Source organism: Aquitalea sp. FJL05 (assembly GCF_003852595.1).
Taxonomy (GTDB): domain Bacteria; phylum Pseudomonadota; class Gammaproteobacteria; order Burkholderiales; family Chromobacteriaceae; genus Aquitalea; species Aquitalea aquatilis.
In genome coordinates, this window is sequence record NZ_QAJS01000009.1 from 52,694 (window position 1) to 78,218 (window position 25,525).

The following is a 25,525-nucleotide window of genomic DNA, read 5'->3' on the forward strand; positions in this document are numbered from 1 at the left end:
GACCGGTTCAACTGGCCTGACGCAGCAGTTCGCCCAGCAGCGCGATGCCCTCGCGCTGGTGCAGCGGATCGAAAAAGCTGAAGTTCAGCCGCAGTGCATTGGCCGGCCCGTGTTGCGGATAGAACAGCGTCGATGGCGCGTAGTGAATGCCTTGCTCGATGGCCATGGGCAAGAGCGCCGCACAATCCAGCCCCTCGGGCAGGATCACCCACTGAAAATAACCGCCTTCCGGCTGCAATAGCCGGCTGCCTGGCGGAAAACTCTCCCTGATCTGTTCCTGCAGGGCATCGCGCCGGCTGCGCAAGCTGGCCCGCAGCCGTGTCAGCATGTCGCCGTGCTGGCCGGAAGTCAGCAGCCGCGCCAGCGCCATCTGGCTGGGCAGCGGCGTGCCGAGCGAGCTGCACAGTTTCAGCCCGCGCACGGTATTGCTCAGCCGCCCGGCGGCGATCCAGCCCACCCGGTAGCCGGGAGCCAGCGATTTACTGAAGGACGAGCAGTGCAGCACCGTGCCGTGGCGGTCGTAAGCCTTTAACGGCGGTACGCCCTGTGTGCCGAAATACAGCTCGCGGTAGGTGTCGTCCTCGATGATGCAGACACGGTGGCGCTCGGCCAGTGCCACCAGTGCGCGCTTTTGTGCTTCCGGCAGCAACAGACCAGTCGGGTGCTGGAAATTGGCCATCAGCACGATGCCGGCCGGGCGTTCTTCTTGCAGCAGTGCCTCCAGTGCCTCCAGATCCAGGCTGCCCTGCTCGGACAACGCCAGTGGCAGCATGCTGATGCCCAGATGGCGCAACTGGTCCAGCGCCGCCGGAAAGGCCGGTGTCACCACCACCATGCTGTGGCTGCCAGAGGCGCTGACCGCCGCACGCATGGCCAGCGTCAGCGCTTCCATGCCGCCGCAAGTAATCAGCAGTTCGTCGCCGGCCAGGGTGATGCCCTGGCTCAGATAATGCAGGCCCAGTTCGCGGCGCAAGCCTTCGAAGCCTTCTATCGGCGTGCTGGACAGCGCGGCGCGGTAGTCTTGCAGCGCCCGGCTGAGGGCACGGTTCATCTGGGTGGTGTTGATCAGCGCCGGATTGATGAAGGGGCAGCCCCAGGGCATGGGCAGGGCGGTGGTCAGGTGCTCCATGCGCAGCACGCCGTCGGTTGCCGGTTCGGCCGGGCGCAAGGAGGCTGCCGGTGTGCAGACGCGAAAACCGGAGCGTGGCAGGGCTTGCAGCAAGCCCTGCCTTTCCAGTTCGGCATAGGCGCGCTGGGCCGTGGTGAGGCTGACGCCGTGGTCCTGGCACAGCCGGCGCAGCGAGGGCAGGCGGTCGCCGGCGCGCAGCTGGCCCTGTTCGATGGCATGGCGGAACAATTGTGCCAGCTGCAGGGTTTTGCTCATGAATGAATGACTCGCATGGTGTGGGGCTCAGTCGCCGATAAAGCTGCTTTTTTCCTGCAGCACATGGCCGGGCTGGTCGAGCGAGCGGATGACAAAACGGATGTCATGCGCGCCCTTGGCAGCGTACTGCGGCTCCACCTGCACCCGCAAGCCTATGGTTTCGGTGGCGGTAGCCGCCAGTGCCACCGGCCGGTTGGCAGTCGCCAGCCGGATGCCCGGCAGGCCTTCCACGCTGATGACGAAGCGCTGTGGCAGCTCGCTGCTGTTGATCAGCCGCACACTGTAACTGTTTTCCAGCCAGCCATCGTCGGTTTCCCGCACCAGGGTGGCGCGGTCGCGCAGGATGTCGGCCTTGAACGGAATGCGGTTGAGAAAGCTCACCACGGACAGCACGCTGATGCCCAGCAGCAGGCTGCTGTAAAACAGTACACGCGGGCGACGCCAGGCCGGTTTGATGTCCGGCTGGCCTTCCAGTGCCGCAGCGCTGGTGTAGCGGATCAGCCCGCGTGGGGCATGCAGCTGGTCCATCACCTGATCGCAGGCATCGATGCAGGCGGCGCAGCCGATGCACTCGTATTGCAGGCCGTTGCGAATGTCGATGCCGGTGGGGCAAACCTGCACGCAGATGCCGCAGTCGATGCAGCCGCCGCCGGATTTGTCAGCCTGCTTGCCACGCGGTTCGCCGCGCTGGCCATCGTAGGAAATGATCAGCGTGTCGCGGTCGAACATGGCACCCTGGAAGCGGGCATAAGGGCACATATGCGTGCACACTTTTTCCCGCAGCAGCCCGGCCAGGGTGTAGGTGAAGACAGCATAAAACAGCAGCCAGAAGCTTTCCCACGGTCCCAGTTGCCCCTGCCACAGGCTACTGGCCAGCTCGGTGGCCGGGGTGAAGTAGGCAACCAGGGTAAAGCCGGTCCACAGCGAAAACAGCAGCATCAGGCCGTGGGCCAGGCCCTTTTTCAGCAGTTTGCCCGCACTGTTGGGCGCGGCATCCAGCTTGCGCCTGGCCTTGTGGTCGCCCAATACCAGCCGCTCTATCCACAGCATGATCTGGGTGTAGACGGTTTGCGGACAGGAATAGCCGCACCACAGTCGCCCGGCTAGCGTGGTCCACCAGAACAAGCCCAGCGCGCACAGCACCAGCAAGGCTGCCAGATAAACAAAGTCTTGCGGCCAGAAACTGGCACCAAAGATGAAAAACTGGTGGCGATCCAGATCAAACAGCACCGCCTGGCGCTCATTCCAGCGCAGCCAGGGCAGGCCGAGGAAAACCAGCTGGGTAAGGATGACCAGCAACACCCGCAGGTTGTTGAAGCGGCCACTGGTGAGACGGGGATAAATCTTGACGGGAATGGACGGAGTCATGGCGCAGGCACCGAGAAGTTAACCCGCACTTTGTAGGCGCTGTCACCATGACAGACAATGCACAGTTGTCTGTCTGTTTGTATGTACAGATGCCAGATATTCTTTGTATATCAATGATTTGATCTGTCATGTCAAAGGCTTGTCATGGCCGGGTAATGACAGATTCGATACAGATGGTTTGCGCCAGATCAAGCCGGCCAAGGGCCGGAATCTGGCGGGTGCTTTAGCGCGACAGCTGCGGAAACAGCCGGTACAGCCCGTCGACAATGATCTCCACCGACACCGCCGCCAGCAGCATGCCCATCACCCGGTTGACGATATTGATGCCGGTCTGACCCAGCAGACGGCTGATGGGCGAAGCCAGTACCAGTGCGCCATAACAGGTCACCGCCACCAGCAGGCTGCTGATCAGCAGATACACCACCTGCACCCAGGAGTGGGCGGTGGAGGCATAAATGATGACGGTGGAAATGGTGCCGGGGCCGGTCAGCAGCGGAATGGCCAGTGGCACGACCGCGATATTGGTCTTGGCTTCGGCTTCCGATCGTTCTTCCTGGGTGGTTTTGGTTGGTGCTGGCTGGGCGTTCATCAGGGCGATGGCAATCAGCATCACCAGCAAGCCGCCACCTACCTGGAAAGAACCAATGCTGATACCCAGAAAGTGCAGCAGGGTTTCGCCCACCACGGCAAACAGGCAGAGCACCACCGCCACGGCCAGCGTGGTGGTTTTGGCAATGCGCTTGCGCTCCAGCTGGCTGGCGTTGGGCGTCAGGCTGATGAAGATGGGAATGGCCCCGAGCGGATTGACCAGCACCAGCAGGGCGATAAAGATTTTGGCGATTTCGAGTTCCATGGTGGCCTTATGGTAAGTCAGCGGGAGCCGCTTGGCATTCATGCCGGGGACGCAAAGCTGCAGGCTTGCGCCAGTGAAGGTGTGCGGTGTGGTCTGTCTTCATATTGTGCCGGGCGGGGCGGCCAGTGTTGGCAGCCTGTCCTGAAAACGCAGCAGCCGTCCGGCATTGGCCATCACCAGCAGGCTGCTCAGGTTATGCAGCAGTGCCGCCAGCAATACCCCGGCCGAACCGAGCAGGCCCAGCGCCGCCAGTAGGGTGAGCAGGCCGGTCCAGCCCAGGCCGAGTGCCACATTGAACGTCAGGGTGCGGCGACACTGCCGGCTCAGGCGGATGGCGGTGGCCAGCCGGCGCAGATCCTTGCTGATCAACACCACGTCGGCGGCGGCCACCGCGATATCGGCAGCATTCGCCCCCATGGCAATGCCGACGGCACCGGCCTTGAGCGCCAGCGAGTCATTGATGCCATCGCCCACCACCAGCGGGCGGTAAGCAGCGCTGATTTCAGCCTGTACCGCGGCCAGCTTGCCTGCCGGCAATACCTGGGCGACTACGCGTTCTATACCCAGCGCCTGTGCCAGCGGCTCGGCCGCTGCGGCGTGGTCTCCGGTCAGCAGGAGCTGGCGCTGCAGGCCCAGCTGCCGCAGCTGGCGCATGGCCTCTGCTGCTTCCGGGCGTGGGGTGTCTGCCAGATGAAACCAGGCCAGCAAGCGGCCATTGAGCGCCAGCCCGACCAGCGAAGCCGCCCCACGCGCCGGTGGCAGATGGCTGATGCCCATCTGCTGCAGCAGGGCAGGCCGGCCCAGCACGGCCTGCCCCCATGCGGTATCGGCCTGCAAGCCCATGCCGGCCATCTCCTGCACGGCAGTCAGCGGCAGCAGCGGCTGGGTGCCGGCCAGCGCGGCCAGTGCCCGGCTGACCGGATGGCTGCTGCTGGCCCCCAGGCTGGCGGCCAGCAGGTGGATGTCCGGCCCCGGAGTGGCGTCAAGCACCTCCACCCGCTGCAGGCTGAGCTGGCCGCTGGTGAGGGTGCCGGTTTTGTCGATGACCAGCGAGGAGACATCGGCCAGTTCTTCCAGAAAAGCCGTGCCGCGAATCAGGATGCCATGGCGTGCTGCCACCGCCACGCCAGCGACGGCTGCTGCCGGTGTCGCCAGCACCAGCGCGCAGGGGCAGGCGGCCACCAGTACGGCCAGCATGGCCTGGGTATCGCGGCTGATAAACCAGCTGAGTGCGGCCAGCGCCAGTACCAGGCCCAGATAAGCGCCGGCATGGCCTTCCACCAGCCGGGTAATCGGCGGCTTGGCCATTTCGGCCTCGCGCATCAAGGCAGTGATGCGGCCCAGCGCCGACTGCTCGCCCACCTGGCTGATTTCCACTAGCAGCAGGCCCTGCAGATTCACCGCCCCGGCATAGACCTGGCTGCCGGCAGTCACATCCTGTGGCAAGGATTCGCCGGTGATGGCCGAGGTATCCAGGCTGGACTGCCCCTGACGCACCATGCCGTCGGCCGGAATGCGGTCGCCGGCGCGGACTTCGACACAGTCGCCGCTATGCAGCTGGTTGTTGTCGATGTCCTCGTAGCTGCCATCGGCCAGCAGGCGGCGGCTGCGGCTGCGGGTCAGCGTGGACAGCGCCTGGATGGCCTCTTGCGAACCCAGCAGGCTGCGTTCTTCCAGTACGTGGCCCAGCACCATCAGGATGGGGAGCAGGGCGGCGCTGAGCAGATCGCCGCTGGCCCAGGCACCGATGATGGCCAGGGCCACCAGCAGGTCGGTCATGCCATGCAGGTCGGGGTGTTGCAGGCTGCGCCAGGCTGCACGCAAGGCTGGCCCGGCCATCAGCAGGGCGGCGGCGGCGGTCAGCCATTGCGCTAGGGCGCTGCCATTGTCCAGGCCGAACTGCCAGCAGGCGGCCAGCAGCAACAGGCCGACGGCGCTCATGGCCAGCAGCAGTTGCCGGCGCAGCCCCTGTTGTTCGGTCGGGCTGAGCAGGTCTTTGCCGCCGGGTGTGCAGCACAAGCTCATGGCCGTACTCCGGGCAGGATCAGCCGGCCACTGCTGTCCGGGGCAATGGTGGTGAGCTGGCCGGCCTTGGCCAGCACACCCTGAATCCGGTTGCGGTAGAGCTGGCGCAGCAGCTCCGGGCCATCGGGCTGTTGCATGTGGCTGGCCAGTGCGCTGATCTCGCTGGTTTCGCTGCGTGCCAGTGCCAGCCGTTCATTGGCATGGGCGTGGGCGCTGTTGAGAATGCTGCTGACGGCGGCACTGGCCTGTTGCTGTTGCTGGGCGGCGGCGGTGCGCGCCAGGGCCAGTTGCCGCTCCACGGTCTGGTCGGCGGTCAGTACCGCATCAAAAGCGGCTTGGGCCTGGTGTGGCAGAACGGATAGCAGGTCGATGCGCACGATGCGGATACCCAGCGCCACGCCACGCTGGCGCAGCGACTGCAGGCGCTGGTTGGCGGCAGCCACCAGTTCGGCGCGCAGCCGTTCCCGTTGCATGGCCAGTTGGCCGGATGCGGTACTGCCACGGCTGACCAGAATGCTGTCCAGGTCACGTCCGGCACTCAGTTGCAGCGCGGCGGCACTGACCAGCCGGTCCAGCGCCGGCAGCGCCTGTTCGCCCTGCACGGCATAGGCCATGGCATCGTCAATCTGGTAGTAGACCGTGGCATTCAGCTGCACCACACCCAGATCGCCGCTCAGCAGATAGCCCGAGCCAGCCAGCGCGTCGCCCATCTGGCGCAGCGAGGTGCCGGCACCATCCAGTGCCAGCGCATGTGCGTTGCGGGCCAGCCCGCTGATCTGGCGCTGTTGCAGCCGCTCGCCGGCGGGCAGCAGCAGGATTTCCTCGATCGGGCTGGGCCAGGCCAGCAATAGCCCGGCACGCTGCACCCGCTCGACCGCGCCAAAGCGCATTACCACGGCCTGGCTGTCGGCTGCTATCGGCCGTACATGGCCAAACAGCCAGGCCAGGCCGGCCAGCAGGGTGATGGCCAGCAGCAGGCGGTAGCTCAGGCGCAGTGATTGTTCCAGCGGGCTGGCGGTGTGTTCGGCGGTCGGCATCAGCGCCCCTTTGCACTCTTGCTGGCAGCCAGCCCCGGCGGGCCGTCCACCAGCGCGCGGAAGGGGGCGGCATCGGTGCGCAATACCAGCTGGGTCGAGCTGTTGACCACGTTGTTAAGGGTATCCAGTGAGCGCAGTGTCTTGTACAGATCCGGTGCGCGCTGGTAGGCATCGGCGTAGATGCGGGCGGCCTCCACCCGTGAGCCAGCTTCGATCTGGGCGGCGGCCACGCTGGCATCGGCCTGGCGGATGCGCGCATCGCGTGCGGCATTGGCGCGGATGGCGGCGGCTTCTTCATTGCCGCTGGCCGTGCGCTCCGCTGCGATGGTGTCGCGCTCGGCGCGCATGCGCGCCACGGTGGCGTCCAGCGTGACGGCTGGCAGCGTCAGCCGTTCCAGCCCGACATCCACCACCCGCAAGCCATAACTGGCCAGCAGTTGCGGGGCCAGTTGCTGGCGCAGCCGCTGTTCTAACTGGCTGATGCGCAACTGGCTGGCATCGGTATTCACCAGGCTGGACAGGGCAAAACCGCTGCTGCCGGTTTCCATGGCTGAGCCAGCAAAGGTGGCAATCTGGCGCGAGGCTTCTTCCGGCTGGTTTTGTACCGCCCGCAAGAAGCGGGTGATGTGGGTGGCATCGGCCGGCACTTGCCAGGCCACATAGCTTTGCATGATGACGCGCAGGCCGTCGCGGGTGCCGACATCCTGCAGACCGCTGGATGTGGTGCGCAGGCGCAGGTCGACAGTGATGGCGCTTTCCAGCGGCGGCGGCAGCCGCCATGCCAGGCCCGGTTGCAGCAGCACGCGTACCGGATCGCCAAAACGGGTGATGACGACGGCTTCGCCGGAATGCACTTGCAGCAGGCAGCAGGACAGGGCGGCCAGCAGCAGCACGGCCAGGCCGGCCAGTTGTCGCCACAGCAGGCTGCGGCGTGGCAGGGGCGGCGTGGTGGGGTGATGATGGTGAGCGGAATGGTCCAATTCGGACTCCTCAGGGGCGCGGCACCGCCGCACGGGCGGCAGGCTCGGTAGCAATGGGCGGCGGCTTGAGTGCGGCATCGGGCAGGGCCAGCGTGCTGCCGGGCGGCCGCAGGTCGATGGTGGGCAGCTCGGCGGCCTGAATGCGGTGGTCGATGATCAGCGGTCGGGTGTGGCTCAGCCCATGCGCCAGTGCATGCAGATAGCGTTCCAGCAAAAAGGTTTGGCCGTCCAGCTGGTAAGCCTGCCGGTCGGCCTGAAAAGCAATGGCATCGGCGCGGCTGGTGGCTAGTTGCTCGGCAGCGGCGGCACTGGCAGCGGCGCTCTGGTGCAGGGCGGCCTGCACGGCGGCACTATGGCTGCGCACCGCCTGGGCGCGCTCGGCCGCCACATTGGCCTGGGCCAGAATCTGCGCGGCCTGCACGCCATGATAGGCATTGGCGGCGGCGGCCGGTGGGTGAATGGCCTGAATCACCACCGCCAGCAGCTCGATGCCGGCGGCGGAGCGGTCCAGTTGCTGCTGTATCCGGTTTCGCAGTTGCACGGCGGTGGCCGATAGCCCTTCACCCAGCAGCTGATCCAGTTGCTGGCCGGCAAAGTAATGCAGCATGGTCTGCTCGGCCAGGCTGTGCAGCAGGGCCGGGGCATCAGCCAGCCGGTACAGCGCCAGCGCGTCCTCATCGCGCAGCCCCTGGCGGTAGACCAGCCGCACATCCAGCCCCATCAGCTGGATGGACTGGCTGCTGCCACGGCCACTGGCAATCAGCTGCATGCTCTCGGCGCGGTGTTGGTCATCCCACAGACGGTTATTGCTGGCGGGGCTGTTTTGTCCGCCATCGTCTTCGTTCTGCAGCAGGGTGCTGGCCTGCTGATGGACCTGACCATTCTCGATATAGCTGACACGGCCCAGCGGCCACGGCAGGCCCAGGTGCAGGCCGGGCTGCCATACGGCCACGGCGGCACCAAAGCGCTGATAGATGCCGCGCTGGTCGGTGCCGATGATGCTGAGGCTGCTCAGCAGCCAGCCGCATAACAGCAAGCCGGCGGCCAGCGGACGCAGGGCGCTGCCGAGAAAACGCAGTGCCCAGCTATGGCGCAATTCCAGCCCCAGTCCCTGTTGCAGCTGCTGACGCAGCCGCTGAGCCGGGTTGCTGCGCTGCATGAGCGAGGCCAGCAGGCTATTGAAGGCGGGCGGCGCTGCCTGCTGCCGGTGATAGGGGCGAAATCCGCTCAGCAGGGCGCGCAGCAGCAGTTCGGCGCTGAGCAGCAAGGTCCAGTAGCCGGCTAGCTGCAGGCCGGGCAATAGCCAGTCCAGGCCCAGCATGAGGCCGAATCCGCATAGCGCAGGCAGCAGCAGGGCGAGAATGATGGCGCGTGACAGCTTGAGCAGCAGCGGGGCTTCCGGCCAGTCGGCAGCGCTTTGCTGTGCCAGCTTGCGCTCCAGCAGCAGGCAGGCGAAGGCAGCCAGCAGTCCGCACAGCCCCGGCATTAACAAGGACTGACGGCTGATGCCGCTGCTTGTGCCGACACTCAGCTCGGCCTGCACCAGCAGCACAGACAGCAATACAGCCAGCAGGCTGCCCAGCGCCTGCCAGATCACCGGCCAGCCAGTGTGACGGCCGATCAGCCGCCGCAGTCGCGGCCACAGCAACAAGCGGCGCAGTGGCTGGTTTTGTTGCTTGGCGGCAGCCGTGCGGAGCGGACGCATGCCAAGCCAGGAGGGCCAGGTGAAAGCCAGCAGCGGCAGCGCGGCAGCACCCTGCCGGCGACGGCGCCAGCCTGCCCGGCTGGCAGCCGCATTGAGCAGACCGGCCAGCAGACCTAGTGTGGCGGCATGGCTCAGCCACAACAGGCGTGCCGGCCACTCGGCCAGCAACAGGCTGCACAGCAGGCAGCCCAGAGCCGCCAGCATGGCCAGCAGGCTGCTTGCACGACTTTGCCGCTCGCGACGGCGGTCGGCAGAAACAGGTGGGAGAGTGGCTGGCGTTTTCATATTCCGGGGTCGGGGCGATCAGGGCGGCTGGCGGTGTCGGCAATGCTACACTGGCCGGGATGATGGGCCGAAACAAGGTGAGCAAATCATGACACAAGCGAATGACTACGGCGTGTCATTCCTGCTGCTGCTTGCTGGCACGCAAGCGGCCAGCCTGGCCGCCACAGCAGGCAGAGCCCGCTGCGGTGGTGCAGCCGGCCGCCTTCGGGCAATACCAACGTCTCGATGCTTCCGGCCAGTTGCACCGCCTGCTTAACAAGTACGCGCTGAAATGCGCTAATCCGGCTTGCCCGCTGTGCTATCCGGCCAGGTCGCAGCCATAGGCCGGTGCTGGCCGGGGGAGGTTTCAGTCTGGCAGCAGCTGTTCCAGCGTGCGCTGGTAGATTTCCGCCAATGGTTCCAGGTGGGCCACTTCCACACACTCGTTCAGTTTGTGGATGGTGGCATTGACCGGGCCGAATTCCACCAGCTCGCGCGCGATGCGCTTGATGAAGCGGCCATCTGATGTGCCGCCGGTGGTGGAGAGCGTTGCAGTCTGCCCGGTGACCTGCCGGATGGCGCTGCTCAGGGCATCGGTCAGTGCGCCAGGGGCGGTGATGAAAGGCATGCCGGACAGCGACCAGTGCAGTTCATAGCCCAGGCCGTGGCGATCCAGAATGGCGTGCACGCGGTCTTTCAGCGACTCCACCGTGCTTTCCGGGCTGAAACGGAAATTGAAGCGGATTTCACACAGGCCGGGAATGATGTTCACCGCGCCAGTGCCGGCGTGGATGTTGGATACCTGCCAGCTGGTGGGTGGGAAGAAATCATTGCCCTGGTCCCACTCGGTGCTGGCCAGCTCGGCCAGTGCCGGGGCCATCAGGTGTACCGGGTTCTTGGCCAGGTGCGGATAGGCAATGTGGCCCTGGATGCCGTGGATCACCAGCCGGCCGGACAGCGAGCCACGGCGGCCATTCTTGATGGTGTCGCCCAGCAGCTGGTCCGACGTGGGTTCGCCGACGATGCAGTAATCAATCAGCTCGCCGCGTGCTTCCAGCGTATCCACTACCTTGACCGAACCATCGGTGGCCACGCCTTCTTCATCCGAGGTCAGCAGCAGCGCGATGCTGCCGCTGTGCTGCGGGTGATCGGCGACAAAGGCTTCGATGGCGGTGATGAAGGCAGCCAGCGAGGCTTTCATGTCGGCCGCACCCCGGCCGTACAACAGGCCATTGCGCTGGCGCGGCTCGAACGGCGGGCTGTCCCACTGTTCGGTCGGGCCGCTCGGCACTACGTCGGTATGGCCGGCAAAGCACAGCAGCGGGCCGCTATTGCCACGGCGCGCCCACAGATTGTCCACATCGCCAAAGCGCATGTTTTCAATGACAAAACCCAGCGCCTGCAGACGCTCGGCCAGCAGCGGCTGGCAGCCGGCATCACGCGGGGTCACCGAGTCGCGGCGGATCAGTTCGCAGGTGAGGTCTAGTGTTTTGCTCATGCGCCGAACTCCGCGGCCCATTGCGCTTCGTTAAAGCCCACGCTGACGGTGCCGGCGCGCTCCAGTACCGGACGCTTGATGATGGAGGGCTGTGCTTGCAGGATGGCGATGGCACCGGCTGCGCTGGCCGCCTGTGCTTTCAGTTCTTCGCTCAGGCCGCGCCAGGTAGTGCCCTGGCGGTTGATCAGCTTGTCCAGGCCGATGGCGTCTATCCAGCCTTGCAGCTGCGCGGCGCTGACGCCCTGTTTCTTGAAGTCGTGAAACACGTAGTCGATCTGGTGTTCGGTCAGCCACTGGCGGGCTTTCTTGACCGTATTGCAATTGGGGATGCCGTAGAGGGTGATCATGTGTGTGTGCTTGTTTTATAAATCCAGGGTGAATCCGTCAAAGCTGGTGGCCGTGTTGTCGCTGTCCTGCCGCTCCTGCTGTTGCTTGCTGGCGGTTTGCGCTTCGGTCTGCTTGTTCTGCGCATGGTTGATCAGCCAGTACAGATTGGTGGGCGAGTCGGCATTTTTCAAGGCGTCGTCCAGCAGGATGCGGTCTTGCTGATAAAGCCGGAACAAGGACTGCTCGAAAGTCTGCGCGCCTTCGCTCATGCTGTTTTCGATGGCTTCCTTGATCTGGTCCACGTCGCCGTTGCGGATCAGCTCGGCGATGTGCGGGGTATTGATCAGGATTTCCAGCGCCGGGATCTGCTTGCCGTCCTTGGTGGGAATCAAGCGCTGCGAAATCACCGCGCGCAAGGAGACCGACAGGTCCATCAGCAAGGCATTGCGACTTTCCGTCGGGAACATGCTGATGACACGGTTCAGCATGTGATAGCTGTTGTTGGCGTGCAGGGTGCTCAGGCACAGGTGACCGGACTGCGCGTAATTGATGGCGTGGGTCATGGTTTCCGCATCGCGGACCTCGCCGATCATCAGTACGTCCGGCGCTTCGCGCATGGCGTTCTTCAGGGCGTTCTGATAGGAGAAGGTGTCCACGCCAATTTCACGCTGGTTGACGATGGATTTTTGATGGCGGTAAACGAATTCGATCGGGTCTTCCACGGTCAGGATGTGGCCGGACTGCGTCTGGTTGCGATGCTCCAGCAAGGAGGCCACGGTCGAGCTTTTACCGCTGCCGGTGGCACCCACCACGATGATCAGGCCACGCTTTTGCAGGACCAGTTCCTGCAGCTTGTCTGGCAGGTTCAGCTCGGCCAGCGACGGAATCCTGGGGCGGATGAAGCGCACCACCATGGCCACCGTGCCGCGTTGCTTGAAGATGTTGACGCGATAGTTGCCCAGGGTGTCGACCAGACGGCCGAAGTTCATTTCCAGTTCGCGCTCGAAGGTGGCGATTTCCACCTCGTTCATCAGGCTGTAGGCCAGCTGGCGCACGATGTCGGCGGACAGCGGCTTGTCGTTGATGGGCAGGGTCACGCCGTCGATCTTGATCTGTGGCGGTGCATCAGCGGTGAAAAAGATGTCGCTGGCCTGTTTGTCGGCCATCAGCTTGAAGAACGGCAGCATCAGCATGGTTGGTATTCCCGATAGACAAGAGATGTGTTGTGGCGGACGGCACACTGTCCTTGTTATAGCCGTATTGTGCCTGCAGTCGGCGACGAGCGACAGCAAGAAAAAAGCCCGCCGGGGCGGGCTTGGCTGGCTCAGGCCTGTTTGCCGACCTCCTGGTCGCGCAGTGCGCGGCGCAGGATCTTGCCGACATTGGTCTTGGGTAGTTCGCTGCGGAACTCCACCATCTTGGGTACCTTGTAGCCGGTCAGGTTTTCCCGGCAATGGTGGATGACATCTTTTTCCGTCAGGGTCGGGTCTTTTTTCACCACGAATACCTTGACCACCTCGCCGGACTTGTCGTCCGGTATGCCAATGCAGGCCACTTCCAGCACGCCGGGGTGGCTGGCGATGATGTCTTCCACTTCATTGGGGTAAACATTGAAGCCGGATACCAGAATCATGTCCTTCTTGCGGTCCACCAGCTTGACGAAGCCTTCCGGTGTCACCATGGCCATGTCGCCGGTGGCCAGGAAGCCGCGCTCGTCGATGACCTTGGCCGTTTCGTCCGGTCGGTTCCAGTAGCCCTTCATCACTTGCGGGCCCTGGATGCACAGCTCACCCTGCTCACCTTGCGGCAGCGCCTGGCCATCCGCACCACGGATTTCAATATCGGTGGAGGGAACGGGCAGGCCGATGGTGCCGTTGTAGGCCTTGATGTCCAGCGGGTTGATGCAGGCAGCGGGGCTGGTTTCGGTCAGGCCATAGGCTTCGGCCAGAGTGACGCCGGTGACCTGTTTCCATTTGTCGGCCACGGCCTTTTGCACCGCCATGCCCCCACCCAGTGCCAAGCGCCAGCTGGAGAAATCGACAGTCAGGAAATCCGGATTATTCAGCAGCGCGTTGAACAGGGTATTCACCCCGGTCATGGCGGTGACGCGGTATTTCTTGATCTCCTTGATAAAGCCGGGGATGTCGCGCGGATTGGTGATCAGGATATTCAGCGCGCCCAATTCGGTGAACACCATCAGGTTGGCCGTCAGCGAAAAGATATGGTACAGCGGCAGGGCGGTGATGATGACTTCCTGCCCCTCGCGCGCCGCCGGCTTCACCCAGCTGCCGGCCTGCAGCATATTGGCAATGATGTTGCGGTGGACCAGCATGGCACCCTTGGAGATGCCGGTGGTGCCGCCGGTGTATTGCAGGAAGGCGATGTCTTCATGGCCGATCTGTACCGGCTTGAAGCTATGCGATGCACCCGCTGCCAGGGCGTCGTTGAAGCCGATGTGGCCGGGCAGTTGCCATGCCGGCACCATCTTCTTGATCTTGCGCACCACGAAGTTCACCAGCAGCCGCTTGGGGAAGCCCAGCATGTCGCCAATCGACGCAATGATGACGTTCTTGACCTTGGTGCGGCCGATCACGTCTTGCAGCACATTGGCGAAGTTCTCCAGGATGACGATGGTTTCGGCACCGGAGTCGTTGAGCTGGTGTTCCAGTTCGCGCGGGGTGTACAGCGGATTGACATTGACCACGGTGCCGCCGGCGCGCAGCGTGCCGAACACGGCCACCGGATACTGCAGCAGATTGGGCATCATCACGGCCACGCGGTCGCCTTTTTGCAGCTTCAGCGTGTTTTGCAGGAAGGACGCAAACTGCACGGTCAGCGTTTGCAGCTCGCCATAGCTCAGCACCTTGTCCATATTGGCCATGGCTGGCCGGTCGCGGAACTTCGTTACGCTGCGATCAAACACCTCAACAATCGACTGGAACTGGTTGATGTCGATCTCGTGTGGTACCCCCGGCTGGTAATTCTTTAGCCAAACCTTTTCCATATCTTAGGGTTTCTCCATCGTGCTGATTCGAGAGTGCCGCGCCGGCAGTTGTCGTGCAGGCGAGCGTCTTCTATATATTTGTTTCTGAATTTTCGACCGGGCATTGCGCCCGTTCTTATATACCCGCACTTCGTCGGGTTGCGGCTAATTTACAGTATGTAAAAAACTCGCGCAAAGCGCAGGACCTGCGCGCTGTGGCGGCGGGTAGGGGCTTGACAGGCTTCGGTTTTCTTTTTCGCGGGAATGGGTTACAATCGCGATGTTTAGGGATGGGCGTTTCGCCCATTTTTTATTTGTGGAAAGAAGCAATGGATGTTCGTTTGCTGCTGGAAAACACCCTGCCAGGTCTAGGCTATGAGCTGGTCGATTTCGAAATGACCCAGGGTGGCGGTTATCGCGTGTTTATGGACAAGCCCGGTGGTATCACGGTGGAAGACTGTGTGCTGGTAAGCAACCACCTTACCCGTCTGTTTACGGTTGAAAACGTTAATTACGAACGGCTCGAGGTTTCCTCCCCGGGGCTGGATCGTCCTCTCAAGAAAGAGGCCGACTTCGTGCGCTTTGCCGGACAGCTTGCCAAGATCAAGACGCGCATGCCGGTCGAGCAGCAAAAGAAGTTTGCCGGTCGTCTTGCTGGGGTTGAAGATGGCGCCGTCAAACTGGAAGTGGACGGCGGCCGCATCGTGGCAATTGCCCTGACCAATATCGACAAAGCCAGGCTAGAGCCTGAGTTTTGAGCGGAGGCGGGCTCTGACGCCACGCATAAGGACAAAAATTCGGAGGAATGCATGAGTCGCGAGATTTTGTTGCTGGTTGATGCCCTGGCAAGCGAGAAGAACGTCAGCAAGGACGTGGTCTTTTCCGCCCTTGAAATGGCGCTTGCTTCGGCAACCAAAAAGAAGTTTACCGATGACGAAATGGATGTGCGTGTCGAAATCGACCGCCATACCGGGCAGTACCAGACTTTCCGCCGCTGGACGGTGGTGCAGAACGAGCTGATCGAAAACGAAAGCCGTGAACTCACCATCACCGACGCGCGTGATGATGATCCGCGCATCGAAGTGGGTGCCGTGATCGAACAGCCGATGGAAGCGGTCGAATTCGGCCGCATCGGTGCGCAGACTGCCAAGCAGGTCATCCTGCAACGCATCCGCGATGCCGAGCGTGAACAGCTGCTGAACGAGTTCCTGCAGCGTCGCGAACATCTGGTCAGTGGCACCATCAAGCGTATCGAACGTGGCAATGCCATCATCGAATGCGGCAAGCTGGAAGCCGTACTGCCTCGCGATCAGATGATTCCGAAGGAAAACCTGCGCGTGGGTGACCGCGTCAAGGCCTTCCTGCTGCGCATCGACCGCATGGGTCGTGGTCCGCAGCTGGTGTTGTCGCGTACTTCCAGCCAGTTCATCATCAAGCTGTTCGAACTGGAAGTGCCGGAAATCGAAGAAGGCCTGCTGGAGATCAAGGAAGCCGTCCGCGATGCCGGTCTGCGTGCCAAGATCGCCGTCAAGGCCAACGATGCCCGCATCGATCCGCAAGGTACCTGCATCGGCATGCGCGGCTCCCGCGTTCAGGCCGTGACCCAGGAACTGGCTGGCGAGCGTATCGATATCGTGTTGTGGGCACCGGAGCCGGCACAGTTCGTGATCAACGCGCTGTCCCCGGCCGAAGTCAACCGCATCATGATCGACGAAGACAACCACAGCATGGATGTGGTGGTCGAGGAAGACCAGCTGGCGCTGGCCATCGGTCGCAGTGGCCAGAACGTGAAGCTTGCTGCCGAGCTGACCGGCTGGTACCTGAACATCATGACGGTTACCGAAGCGGAAGAGAAACACCAGGCGGAAGACGCGCAATTGCGTGATCTGTTCGTCAAGTGCCTGAGCGTGGATGAAGCAACTGCCACTGTTCTGGTGCAAGAGGGTTTCGCCACCCTGGAAGAGGTGGCATATGTGCCGATCGCCGAGATGCTGGAGATCGACGGTTTTGACGAGGAGTTGGTGAATGAGCTGCGTAGCCGTGCACGTGACGCCATCCTCACCCAGGCCATTGCGTCCGAAGAGAAAGTCGAAGGTGTGTCCGAAGACCTGAAGGATATCGAGGGTCTGGATGCCGAACTGGTTCGCAAGTTGGCCGAAAACGGCGTGTCCACGCGAGATGATCTGGCCGATCTGGCCGTCGACGATCTGGTGGACATGACCGGCATTGAAGCTGAAGCTGCACGTGCAATCATCATGAAAGCGCGCGAACACTGGTTCAACCAGTAAGGCTTCTTCGGGAAGTATTTACGGAATTTGGGAAGACGCATGGTATTGACGAATGTAAAACAGTTTGCCGGTGAGCTGAACCTCACGCCTGAACGATTGCTGGAACAGCTTCGTGCAGCGGGTGTGGCCAAGCGCGCGCCGGATGATACGCTCTCTGAGCAGGATAAATCCCAGCTTCTTGACTACCTGAAGCGTTCGCATGGCGCCCGTGATGAGTCGCGTATTACGCTGACCCGCAAGTCCACCAGTGAAATCAAGACCGCAGACGGTAGTACGGTAAAAGTGGAGACGCGCAAGAAGCGTGTCGTGGTTCGCCCGGAAGATGGTCCGGCAGTTGCTCCGGCGGAAGTTGCGCCGGTTGCCGCTGCGGTAGCCAAGGCCGCCGAACCTGTTTCTGCCCCCGCTCCGGCGGCAGAGACCAAGCCGGCTGAAGTCAAGCCGGAAGCAAAGCCGGAACCGCAAGTAAAGGTTGAACCCAAGGTGGAATCCAAGCCCGCCGCACCGGTAGCTCCGGTTGCGGAAGCCCCGGCCAAGGAAGCTGCACCTGCTGCCAAGCCGGCTCCGGCTCCGGTACGCACCGTGGCCTCCATTCTGTCGCCGGAAGAAGTAGCCTCCCGTGAAGCGGAAGAAAAGCGTCAGGCTGCTTTCCGTGCCCGTCAGCAAGAGCTGATGCGCGAAAAGATCGAACGTGAAGAGCGCCGTCAGGCTGCTCGTCTGGCTGCCCAGCAACCGGCACCGGCACCGGCTCCCAAGCCGGTTGAAGCACCGAAGCCGGTTGAAGCGCGCAGCGACGAGCGCCGTGATGAGCGTGGCCCGCGTCCGGCTGGTGCCGACAACCGTGGTCCGCGTCCGGCTGGCGACAACCGTGGCCCGCGCCCGGCTGGCGACAACCGTGGTCCGCGTCCGGCTGGTGACAACCGTGGCCCGCGCCCGGCTGGTGTCGACAATCGTGGTCCGCGTCCGGCTGGTGCTGACAACCGTGGCCCGCGTCCGGCTGCAGCGCCGGGTGCCCCGGTCGTTCCTGCTACGGTAGCCGGTCGTCCGGATGCCAAGAAGGGCGGCGCCAAGAAGGGTAACGAGCGCTGGGAAGAAGGCAAGAAGGGCCGTGGTCTGAAGACCAAGGGCGGCGATGCCGGCAGCGACTGGAAATCCCGCGGTGGCAAGGGCAAGCACAAGCAGAACAATCAGCATGCTTTCCAGGCCCCGACCGAACCCATCATTCATGAAGTGCTGGTGCCGGAAACCATCTCCGTAGCCGATCTGGCTCACCGCATGGCCGTCAAGGCCGTCGAGGTGATCAAGGTCCTGATGAAGATGGGCATGATGGTGACCATCAACCAGGTGCTGGACCAGGAAACCGCCATGATCGTGGTGGAAGAAATGGGCCACAAGCCGCGTGCGGCACAGGCGGATGATCCGGAAGCCTACCTGGAAAAGCCGGAAGGCGAAGAAGTGGAAGTGGCTGTATTGCCGCGTCCGCCGGTAGTAACTGTCATGGGTCACGTCGACCACGGCAAAACCTCGCTGCTGGACTACATTCGTCGCGCCAAAGTGGCTGCGGGCGAAGCCGGTGGCATTACCCAGCACATCGGTGCTTACCACGTGGAAACCCCGCGCGGCATGATCACCTTCCTGGATACCCCGGGTCACGAAGCGTTTACCGCCATGCGTGCTCGTGGTGCCAAGGCGACCGACATCGTGGTGCTGGTCGTGGCTGCCGACGACGGCGTGATGCCGCAGACCATTGAAGCCATTCACCATGCCAAGGCTGCCAAGGTGCCGATGGTGGTGGCGGTCAACAAGATCGACAAGATGGGTGCCAATGTAGAACGCATCCGTCAGGAATTGGTTTCGCACGAAGTGGTGCCGGAAGACTGGGGTGGCGATACCCAGTTCATCGAAGTCTCTGCCAAGCAGGGCACCAATATCGATGCGCTGCTGGAAGCCATCCTGCTGCAGGCTGAAGTACTGGAGCTGAATGCACCGATCGAAGCCCCGGCCAAGGGCATCATCGTGGAAGCCCGTCTGGACAAGGGTCGTGGCCCGGTTGCCACGCTGCTGGTTCAGTCCGGTACCCTGAAGAAGGGCGATGTGGTCCTGGCTGGTACGGCATTTGGTCGCGTTCGCGCCATGATGGACGAAAACGGCAAGGCCATCGACACCGCTGGCCCGGCCATCCCGGTAGAAATTCTGGGTCTGTCCGACGTGCCGCAAGCCGGTGAAGATGCCATGGTGCTGACCGACGAACGCAAGGCGCGTGAAATCGCCCTGTTCCGTGCGGGCAAGTTCCGTGACGTACGTCTGGCCAAGCAGCAGGCCGCCAAGCTGGAAAACATGTTTGCCCAGATGGCCGATGGCGGTGGTGAGGTGCAAACCTTGTCCATCATCATCAAGGCCGATGTGCAGGGTTCCTACGAAGCCCTGGCCGGCAGCCTGCAGAAACTGTCCACCGACGAAGTGCGTGTCAGCATCCTGCACTCCGGCGTGGGTGGTATCTCGGAATCGGACATCAACCTGGCGATTGCCTCCAAGGCCATCGTGATCGGCTTCAACACCCGCTCTGACGCCGCTGCGCGCAAGCTGGCCGAAAACGAAGGCGTGGACATCCGTTACTACAGCATCATCTACGATGCAGTAGACGAGGTGAAAGCAGCCCTGTCCGGCATGCTGGCTCCGGAGAAGAAGGAACAAATCCTGGGTACTGTCGAGATCCGTCAGGTGATCCCGGTGTCGAAGGTAGGCAATATCGCGGGTTGTATGGTGACCGACGGCCTGATCAAGCGCAGCGCTTCGATCCGTCTGATCCGCAACCACGTGGTGGTGCATACCGGCGAACTGGACTCGCTGAAGCGCTTCAAGGACGACGTGAAGGAAGTGAAGCAGGGTTACGAATGTGGCCTGATGCTGAAGAACTTCAACGACATCCAGGAAGGCGACCAACTGGAAGCTTTCGAAATCGTGGAAGTGGCTCGCTCGCTGTAAGCGGCAGCTCCCCGGCGGGCGCGCTTCGGGCTCAGGCTCGAAGGCGCTCGCCTTTTGCATTCAAGGCGGCTGACACAAGGCCGGGTATCTGCCCGGCTGGCTGTTGGCCGCTTTTATACCGACAGGATGGAAATCATGGCCAAAGCCAGAAAAGGTTTCTCCCGCTCCGACCGTATTGCTGAGCAGATTCAGCGCGAGTTGGCCGAACTGGTCCGTACCGGTCTGAAAGACCCGCGCGTGGGCTGGATCACCATTACCGCCGTGCAGGTGACGCGTGACTACTCTCACGCCAAGGTGTTCTACACCGTGATGGATGAAAAAACCCGCGAAGTCAGCCAGGAAGCACTGGATCACTCCGCCGGTTTCTTGCGCTCCGAGCTGGGTCGCAGCATCAAGATGTTCACCACGCCGCAATTGCATTTTGTCTATGACGAATCGGTATCGCGCGGCATGCACATGACCAGCCTGATCAATCAGGTGGCGCGTGAAGATGCCGAGAAATTTAGTGCAGGTGAAGGCGAGAGCGCAACAGCTGCACAAGAGCAGGAAGGTAGCGAGGAATGAGCAAGCCGCGCAGCAACCGCCGCCAGATTGATGGCGTGCTGCTGATCGACAAGCCTTACGATATCTCCAGCAATAATGCGCTGCAAAAGGCGCGCTGGTTGCTCAATGCGGCCAAGGCCGGCCATACCGGCGTGCTGGACCCGCTGGCCACTGGCCTGTTGCCGATGTGCCTGGGGGAGGCGACCAAGTTTTCCTCCTATCTGCTGGATGCGGACAAGGGTTACCGCGCCACGGTGCGCTTTGGTGCGGCCACCACGACCGGTGACATCGAAGGCGATGTCATTCGTGAATGTCCGATTGCCTTTGATGAGGCAGGCCTGCTGCAGGTGATGCAGCAGTTTGTCGGCGAGATCAGCCAGGTGCCGCCGATGTATTCGGCGCTCAAGCACCAGGGCAAACCGCTGTATGAATATGCCCGCGAAGGCATTGAAATCCATCGCGAGCCGCGCCGCATCACCATCCACTCGCTCAAGCTGATCAGCTTTGACGGTGTCGAGGCGGTGATCGATGTTTTGTGCAGCAAGGGCACCTATATACGTACCCTGGCAGAAGACATTGCGCTGGCACTGGGTTGCGCTGCCCACCTGACCGGTTTGCGCCGCACCACCACCGGTGGCTTTCAGCTGTCCGAGGCGCATACCCTGGCGGCAGTCGAGGCACTGGACATGGCCGGGCGCGAGGCTTTGCTGCTGCCTGCTGATGTGTTGGTGCAACATTTTCCCGCCACCACGCTGGATGAAGCCATGGTCGGGCGTTTTATTCATGGACAGGCCGTGCGTTTTGCCAGCAACTGTGAGAAAATGACGCGCTTCCGGGTTTACAGCGATGTAAATGCGGAATTTCTTGGTCTGGCCGAGGTGCGTGATGATGACATGCTGCACCCGATCAGACTGCTGGCTGTCAAACAGGCAGCCTGCTAGCGAAGTGCGGATGGGTTGGGCAACCGGCTCGCTGCACTTGTCGGATCGCAAGATCCTTACCTGATTTGGAGTTACCCAAAATGGCAATGACCGCCACCCAAAAAGCAGAAATCGTTAAAAACTTCCAACACAAGGAAGGCGATACCGGTTCGTCCGAAGTGCAAATCGCACTGCTGACCGCTCGTATCAACGATCTGACCCCGCACTTCAAGGCCAACACCAAGGATCACCACAGCCGTCGTGGTCTGTTGAAAATGGTTAGCCGTCGTCGTCGTCTGCTTGACTACCTCAAGCGCACTGATGCTGACAGCTACCGCGCCGTGATTGCCCGTCTGGGTCTGCGCAAGTAATTGGTTCAGGTTTGAAAAAGTCGCAGCAAGTCTGCGACTTTTTCACGCTGGCCTTCAAGCACGCTGTATTACTGTGACAACGGGGGGAGCCTCTAGAAATTTTGATCGCGGTCGGTCTGAATTTTTAGGGGTTCCCGTTGTGTTTTCAGCTTGAAAAAACATATTTTGACTAAGGGATGCCCTGTGTTCAATAAAATTACCAAATCGTTTCAGTATGGTAACCAGACCGTTACCCTGGAAACCGGCGAAGTAGCGCGTCAGGCTTCCGGCTCCGTTATTGTATCCGTTGATGAAACCGTGGTGCTGGTAGCCGTTGTTGGCGGCAAAAATATCAAGCCGGGCCAGGACTTCTTCCCGCTGACCGTTGACTACCTGGAGCGTACCTACGCTGCCGGCAAGATCCCGGGTGGCTTCTTCAAGCGCGAAGGTAAGCAGTCCGAGAAGGAAGTGCTGACCAGCCGCCTGATCGACCGTCCGATCCGCCCGCTGTTCCCGGAAGGCTTCTATCACGACGTGCAGATCGTGGCCACCGTGCTGTCGCTGAACCCGGAAGTGGATTCCGACATTCCGGCCATGATTGGTGCTTCCGCTGCGCTGGCCATCTCCGGCCTGCCGTTTGCTGGCCCGATCGGTGCCGCCCGCGTGGGTTACGCCAACGGTGAGTACATTCTCAACCCGACCAAGACCGAACTGGCGACTTCCGCCATGGATCTGGTGGTTGCCGGTACCGAACGTGCCGTGCTGATGGTGGAATCCGAAGCCAAGGAACTGTCCGAAGCCGTGATGCTGGGTGCTGTAGTGTTCGGTCACGAACAAATGCAGTCCGCCATCAAGGCCATCAACGAACTGGCTGACGAAGTGAACCCGGTGATGTTTGACTGGGCCGCTCCGGTACAGAACGAAGAGCTGATCGCCCAGGTGCGCGGCATTGCCGGTGCCAAGCTGGCCGAAGCCTTCCGCCTGCGTCAGAAGCAAGCCCGTACCGTGGCCATCAACGAAGCCTGGGGCGACGTCAAGGCTGCGCTGATCAATGAAGAAACCGACACCCTGAAGGCTAACGAGATCAAGGGTATCTTCAAGGGTCTGGAAGCGGAAATCGTACGTGGCCAGATTCTGGCCGGCGAACCGCGCATCGACGGTCGCGACACCCGCACCGTGCGTCCGATCAGCATTCGCAGCAATGTCCTGCCGCGTACCCATGGTTCCGCCCTGTTTACCCGTGGCGAAACCCAGGGTCTGGTGGTGACCACGCTGGGCACCAAGCAAGATGAGCAAATCATCGACGCGTTGGCCGGTGAGTACACCGAACGCTTCATGCTGCATTACAACTTCCCGCCGTACTCCACCGGTGAAGCCGGCCGCATGGGCCCGCCGAAGCGTCGTGAAATCGGCCACGGTCGTCTGGCCAAGCGCGCGCTGATCGCCGTGCTGCCGCCGGAAACCGAATTCGGTTACTCCATGCGCGTGGTATCGGAAATCACCGAGTCCAACGGTTCGTCCTCCATGGCTTCGGTTTGCGGTGGCTGCCTGTCGCTGCTGTCCGCCGGTGTGCCGCTTAAGGCGCACGTGGCTGGTATTGCCATGGGTCTGATCCTGGAAGGCAACCGCTTTGCCGTGCTGACCGATATCCTGGGTGATGAAGATCACCTGGGCGACATGGACTTCAAGGTGGCCGGTACTGCCGAAGGCATCACCGCGCTGCAGATGGACATCAAGATCCAGGGCATCACCAAGGAAATCATGCAGGTTGCCCTGGCTCAGGCCAAGGAAGGCCGTGAGCATATCCTGGGTCTGATGAAGGAAGCCGTGGATGGCCCGCAAGAGTTGTCCGCCCACGCTCCGCGTCTGTACGTGATGAAGATCAACCCGGAGAAAATCCGTGAAGTGATCGGTAAGGGTGGCGAAACCATCCGCTCCATCACCAAGGACACCGGTACCGAGATCAACATCGATGAAGATGGCACCATCACCATCGCCTCCATCTCCGGCGAAGGTGCCGAAGCTGCCAAGAAGCGCATCGAGGAAATCACCGTTGAAGTCGAAGTAGGCAAGATCTACGAAGGCACCGTGGTGAAGATTCTCGACAACAACGTTGGCGCCATCGTTTCCATCCTGCCGGGCAAGGATGGTCTGGTTCACATTTCGCAGATCGCCAACGAGCGCATCAAGAATGTGTCCGACTACCTGAAGGAAGGTCAGATCGTTAAGGTCAAGGCCATCGAAATGGATGATCGCGGTCGTATCCGCCTGTCCATCAAGGCCCTGCTGGAAGATGAATCCAAGGTCGCGCGCGAAACCGCCGACTCCTTTGGTCTGAAAACCCAGCAGTAATTCCGCTTTGCCGGAAACAAGAAAGCCCGCAGCAATGCGGGCTTTTTTACGCCTGTAGCGTACCGGCATGATGGTTTTGCTGCTTGTGTAGCGGAGGTCATGGCGGGGGAGTGCTGGCCGGCAAGCTGTTGTTGCATGTCGCCATTGCAGCAGTGTGGGTCAGATAAATTGACTTATCGGACCGGAATGCCGGGTCGCTAGCGGTGGAATGTGCTGCAAGTGATTGAAAAAAATGTGGATTGTGCTGATTTGTCTGCTTTGAGATAGGTCAAGTAATTTTATAAGCTGATGTCGCAAACCGGATATGGGTTGGCTTGGTGATTCGATTAGAATCATTTCAAGCGTATTAAATCATAACAATGCCGTTTTCTGCCCAGGACCACAGGCAGGAGCGGAGGACTCTGCAGGAAGGGAACTGTAAAGATGAGCAATTCGATCACCCGCGCTGATTTCGACCAGGTCATGGTACCCAACTACGGCCCGGCGGCTTTTATTCCGGTCAAGGGCCTGGGCTCCCGCGTCTGGGATCAGGATGGTCGCGAATTCATTGATCTGGCCGGTGGTATCGCCGTGAATTCGCTGGGCCATTGCCACCCGCAACTGGTGGCTGCGCTGACCGAACAGGCCGGCAAGCTGTGGCATGTGTCCAATGTGTTCACCAACGAGCCGGTGCTGAAACTGGCACAGGCACTGACTGCCGCCACCTTTGCCGACCGTGCCTTCTTCTGTAACTCTGGTGCCGAAGCCAACGAAGCCTGCTTCAAGCTGGCGCGCAAGTACGCCGCCGACCATTTCGGCCCGGAAAAGAATGAAATCATTTCCTGCAAGAACTCCTTCCACGGCCGTACCCTGTTCACGGTAAGCGTGGGTGGCCAGCCCAAGTACACCGAGGGCTTTGCCCCGGTGCCGGCCGGCATCAGCCACTTCGAATTCAATAATATTGATTCGCTCAAGGCAGCCATCAACGACAAGACCTGCGCCGTGGTCATTGAACCGGTGCAGGGCGAGGGTGGCGTATTGCCGGCCGACAAGGCTTTCCTGCAAGCCGCGCGCGAACTGTGCGACCAGCACAATGCCCTGCTGATTTTTGATGAAGTGCAAACCGGCGTCGGCCGCAGTGGCTCGCTGTATGCCTATCAGGAATACGGTGTGACCCCGGACATCCTGTCCAGCGCCAAGTCGCTGGGCGGCGGTTTCCCGGTGGGCGCCATGCTGACTACCGATAAAATTGCCAAGAGCTTCTCCGTGGGCACCCACGGTACGACTTATGGCGGCAACCCGCTGGCCGCTGCCGTTGCGCTCAAGGTCATCGAAATCGTCAACACCCCGCAAGTGCTGGACGGCGTACGCGCCAAGAGCCAGCGTCTGCGTGATGGCCTGAATGCCATCAATGCCAAGTATCAGGTGTTCAAGGAAGTACGTGGCATGGGCCTGCTGCTCGGCTGCGTGCTGACTGATGAATATGCCGGCCGCGCCAAGGACTTTGTCAACGCCGCCAGCAAGCATCAACTGCTGCTGCTGGTTGCTGGTTTGAATGTTGTGCGTCTGGCACCGTCGTTGGTGGTGGAAGAGCGCGATATCGATGAAGCCCTGCAGCGCTTTGATGCTGCTGTGGCTGAACTCGTCGCCGCCAAGTAAGCCCGTTTTCCCCAGCAAGAGACACCGC

General features: G+C 61.7%; 19 protein-coding genes. 8 read left to right on the top strand and 11 right to left on the bottom strand.

Translation table 11 applies throughout. From position 1 onward, the window contains the following. Positions 1–7: 7 nt before the first annotated feature. The 11 genes from DBR44_RS08360 to DBR44_RS08410 form a co-directional block, all read right to left on the bottom strand. Positions 8–1,384 carry a PLP-dependent aminotransferase family protein gene (locus tag DBR44_RS08360; RefSeq protein ID WP_124643624.1) on the bottom strand — a complete coding sequence of 459 codons (1,377 nt, stop codon included), beginning with the start codon at positions 1,382–1,384 and terminating at the stop codon, positions 8–10. Between the two features lie 27 nt (positions 1,385–1,411). After that, positions 1,412–2,752, bottom strand: a complete 1,341-nt coding sequence (ccoG, locus tag DBR44_RS08365; protein WP_124643625.1) for a cytochrome c oxidase accessory protein CcoG — start codon at positions 2,750–2,752, stop codon at positions 1,412–1,414. A gap of 223 nt (positions 2,753–2,975) precedes the next feature. After that, positions 2,976–3,605, bottom strand: a complete 630-nt coding sequence (locus DBR44_RS08370) for a MarC family protein (protein WP_124643626.1) — start codon at positions 3,603–3,605, stop codon at positions 2,976–2,978. A 99-nt stretch (positions 3,606–3,704) separates the two neighbouring features. Beyond that, positions 3,705–5,630 (bottom strand): cation-translocating P-type ATPase, encoded by a 1,926-nt coding sequence (locus DBR44_RS08375; protein WP_124643627.1) that lies wholly within the window; start codon positions 5,628–5,630, stop codon positions 3,705–3,707. Then, positions 5,627–6,667 carry an SPFH domain-containing protein gene (locus DBR44_RS08380; RefSeq protein WP_124643628.1) on the bottom strand — a complete coding sequence of 347 codons (1,041 nt, stop codon included), beginning with the start codon at positions 6,665–6,667 and terminating at the stop codon, positions 5,627–5,629. The genes DBR44_RS08375 and DBR44_RS08380 overlap by 4 nt, the downstream gene beginning before the upstream one ends. Then, positions 6,667–7,647, bottom strand: coding sequence for an SPFH domain-containing protein (locus DBR44_RS08385; protein ID WP_199731001.1), 981 nt, complete (start codon positions 7,645–7,647; stop codon positions 6,667–6,669). The genes DBR44_RS08380 and DBR44_RS08385 overlap by 1 nt, the downstream gene beginning before the upstream one ends. A gap of 10 nt (positions 7,648–7,657) precedes the next feature. Continuing rightward, positions 7,658–9,637 carry an SPFH domain-containing protein gene (locus DBR44_RS08390; RefSeq protein ID WP_124643630.1) on the bottom strand — a complete coding sequence of 660 codons (1,980 nt, stop codon included), beginning with the start codon at positions 9,635–9,637 and terminating at the stop codon, positions 7,658–7,660. Between the two features lie 346 nt (positions 9,638–9,983). Then, positions 9,984–11,114, bottom strand: a complete 1,131-nt coding sequence (gene dapE / locus DBR44_RS08395; protein WP_124643631.1) for a succinyl-diaminopimelate desuccinylase — start codon at positions 11,112–11,114, stop codon at positions 9,984–9,986. After that, positions 11,111–11,461, bottom strand: a complete 351-nt coding sequence (locus DBR44_RS08400; protein WP_124643632.1) for an ArsC family reductase — start codon at positions 11,459–11,461, stop codon at positions 11,111–11,113. Before DBR44_RS08400 ends, dapE begins: the two co-directional genes overlap by 4 nt. A gap of 15 nt (positions 11,462–11,476) precedes the next feature. Beyond that, positions 11,477–12,634 (bottom strand): PilT/PilU family type 4a pilus ATPase, encoded by a 1,158-nt coding sequence (locus DBR44_RS08405; protein WP_124643633.1) that lies wholly within the window; start codon positions 12,632–12,634, stop codon positions 11,477–11,479. A 131-nt stretch (positions 12,635–12,765) separates the two neighbouring features. Further along, positions 12,766–14,445 (bottom strand): long-chain-fatty-acid--CoA ligase, encoded by a 1,680-nt coding sequence (locus DBR44_RS08410; protein ID WP_124643634.1) that lies wholly within the window; start codon positions 14,443–14,445, stop codon positions 12,766–12,768. Between the two features lie 308 nt (positions 14,446–14,753). On the opposite strand from DBR44_RS08410, the gene rimP reads away from it, so the two are divergent. From rimP to DBR44_RS08450, 8 genes are all read left to right on the top strand, one after another. After that, positions 14,754–15,182 (top strand): ribosome maturation factor RimP, encoded by a 429-nt coding sequence (rimP, locus tag DBR44_RS08415; protein ID WP_059286748.1) that lies wholly within the window; start codon positions 14,754–14,756, stop codon positions 15,180–15,182. A gap of 51 nt (positions 15,183–15,233) precedes the next feature. Next, positions 15,234–16,712, top strand: coding sequence for a transcription termination factor NusA (nusA, locus tag DBR44_RS08420; RefSeq protein WP_103523458.1), 1,479 nt, complete (start codon positions 15,234–15,236; stop codon positions 16,710–16,712). Between the two features lie 39 nt (positions 16,713–16,751). Continuing rightward, on the top strand, positions 16,752–19,694 hold the full coding sequence (gene infB, locus DBR44_RS08425) for a translation initiation factor IF-2 (RefSeq protein ID WP_124643635.1): 2,943 nt from the start codon (positions 16,752–16,754) through the stop codon (positions 19,692–19,694). A gap of 135 nt (positions 19,695–19,829) precedes the next feature. Further along, positions 19,830–20,258 (top strand): 30S ribosome-binding factor RbfA, encoded by a 429-nt coding sequence (rbfA, locus tag DBR44_RS08430; RefSeq protein ID WP_124643636.1) that lies wholly within the window; start codon positions 19,830–19,832, stop codon positions 20,256–20,258. Further along, positions 20,255–21,178 carry a tRNA pseudouridine(55) synthase TruB gene (gene truB, locus DBR44_RS08435; protein WP_124643637.1) on the top strand — a complete coding sequence of 308 codons (924 nt, stop codon included), beginning with the start codon at positions 20,255–20,257 and terminating at the stop codon, positions 21,176–21,178. Before rbfA ends, truB begins: the two co-directional genes overlap by 4 nt. An 80-nt stretch (positions 21,179–21,258) precedes the next feature. Beyond that, positions 21,259–21,528 (top strand): 30S ribosomal protein S15, encoded by a 270-nt coding sequence (gene rpsO / locus DBR44_RS08440; RefSeq protein ID WP_103523461.1) that lies wholly within the window; start codon positions 21,259–21,261, stop codon positions 21,526–21,528. Positions 21,529–21,711: 183 nt separating this feature from the next. Next, positions 21,712–23,859 carry a polyribonucleotide nucleotidyltransferase gene (gene pnp / locus DBR44_RS08445; protein WP_124643638.1) on the top strand — a complete coding sequence of 716 codons (2,148 nt, stop codon included), beginning with the start codon at positions 21,712–21,714 and terminating at the stop codon, positions 23,857–23,859. A gap of 423 nt (positions 23,860–24,282) precedes the next feature. After that, on the top strand, positions 24,283–25,497 hold the full coding sequence (locus DBR44_RS08450; RefSeq protein WP_124643639.1) for an aspartate aminotransferase family protein: 1,215 nt from the start codon (positions 24,283–24,285) through the stop codon (positions 25,495–25,497). Positions 25,498–25,525: the final 28 nt, after the last annotated feature.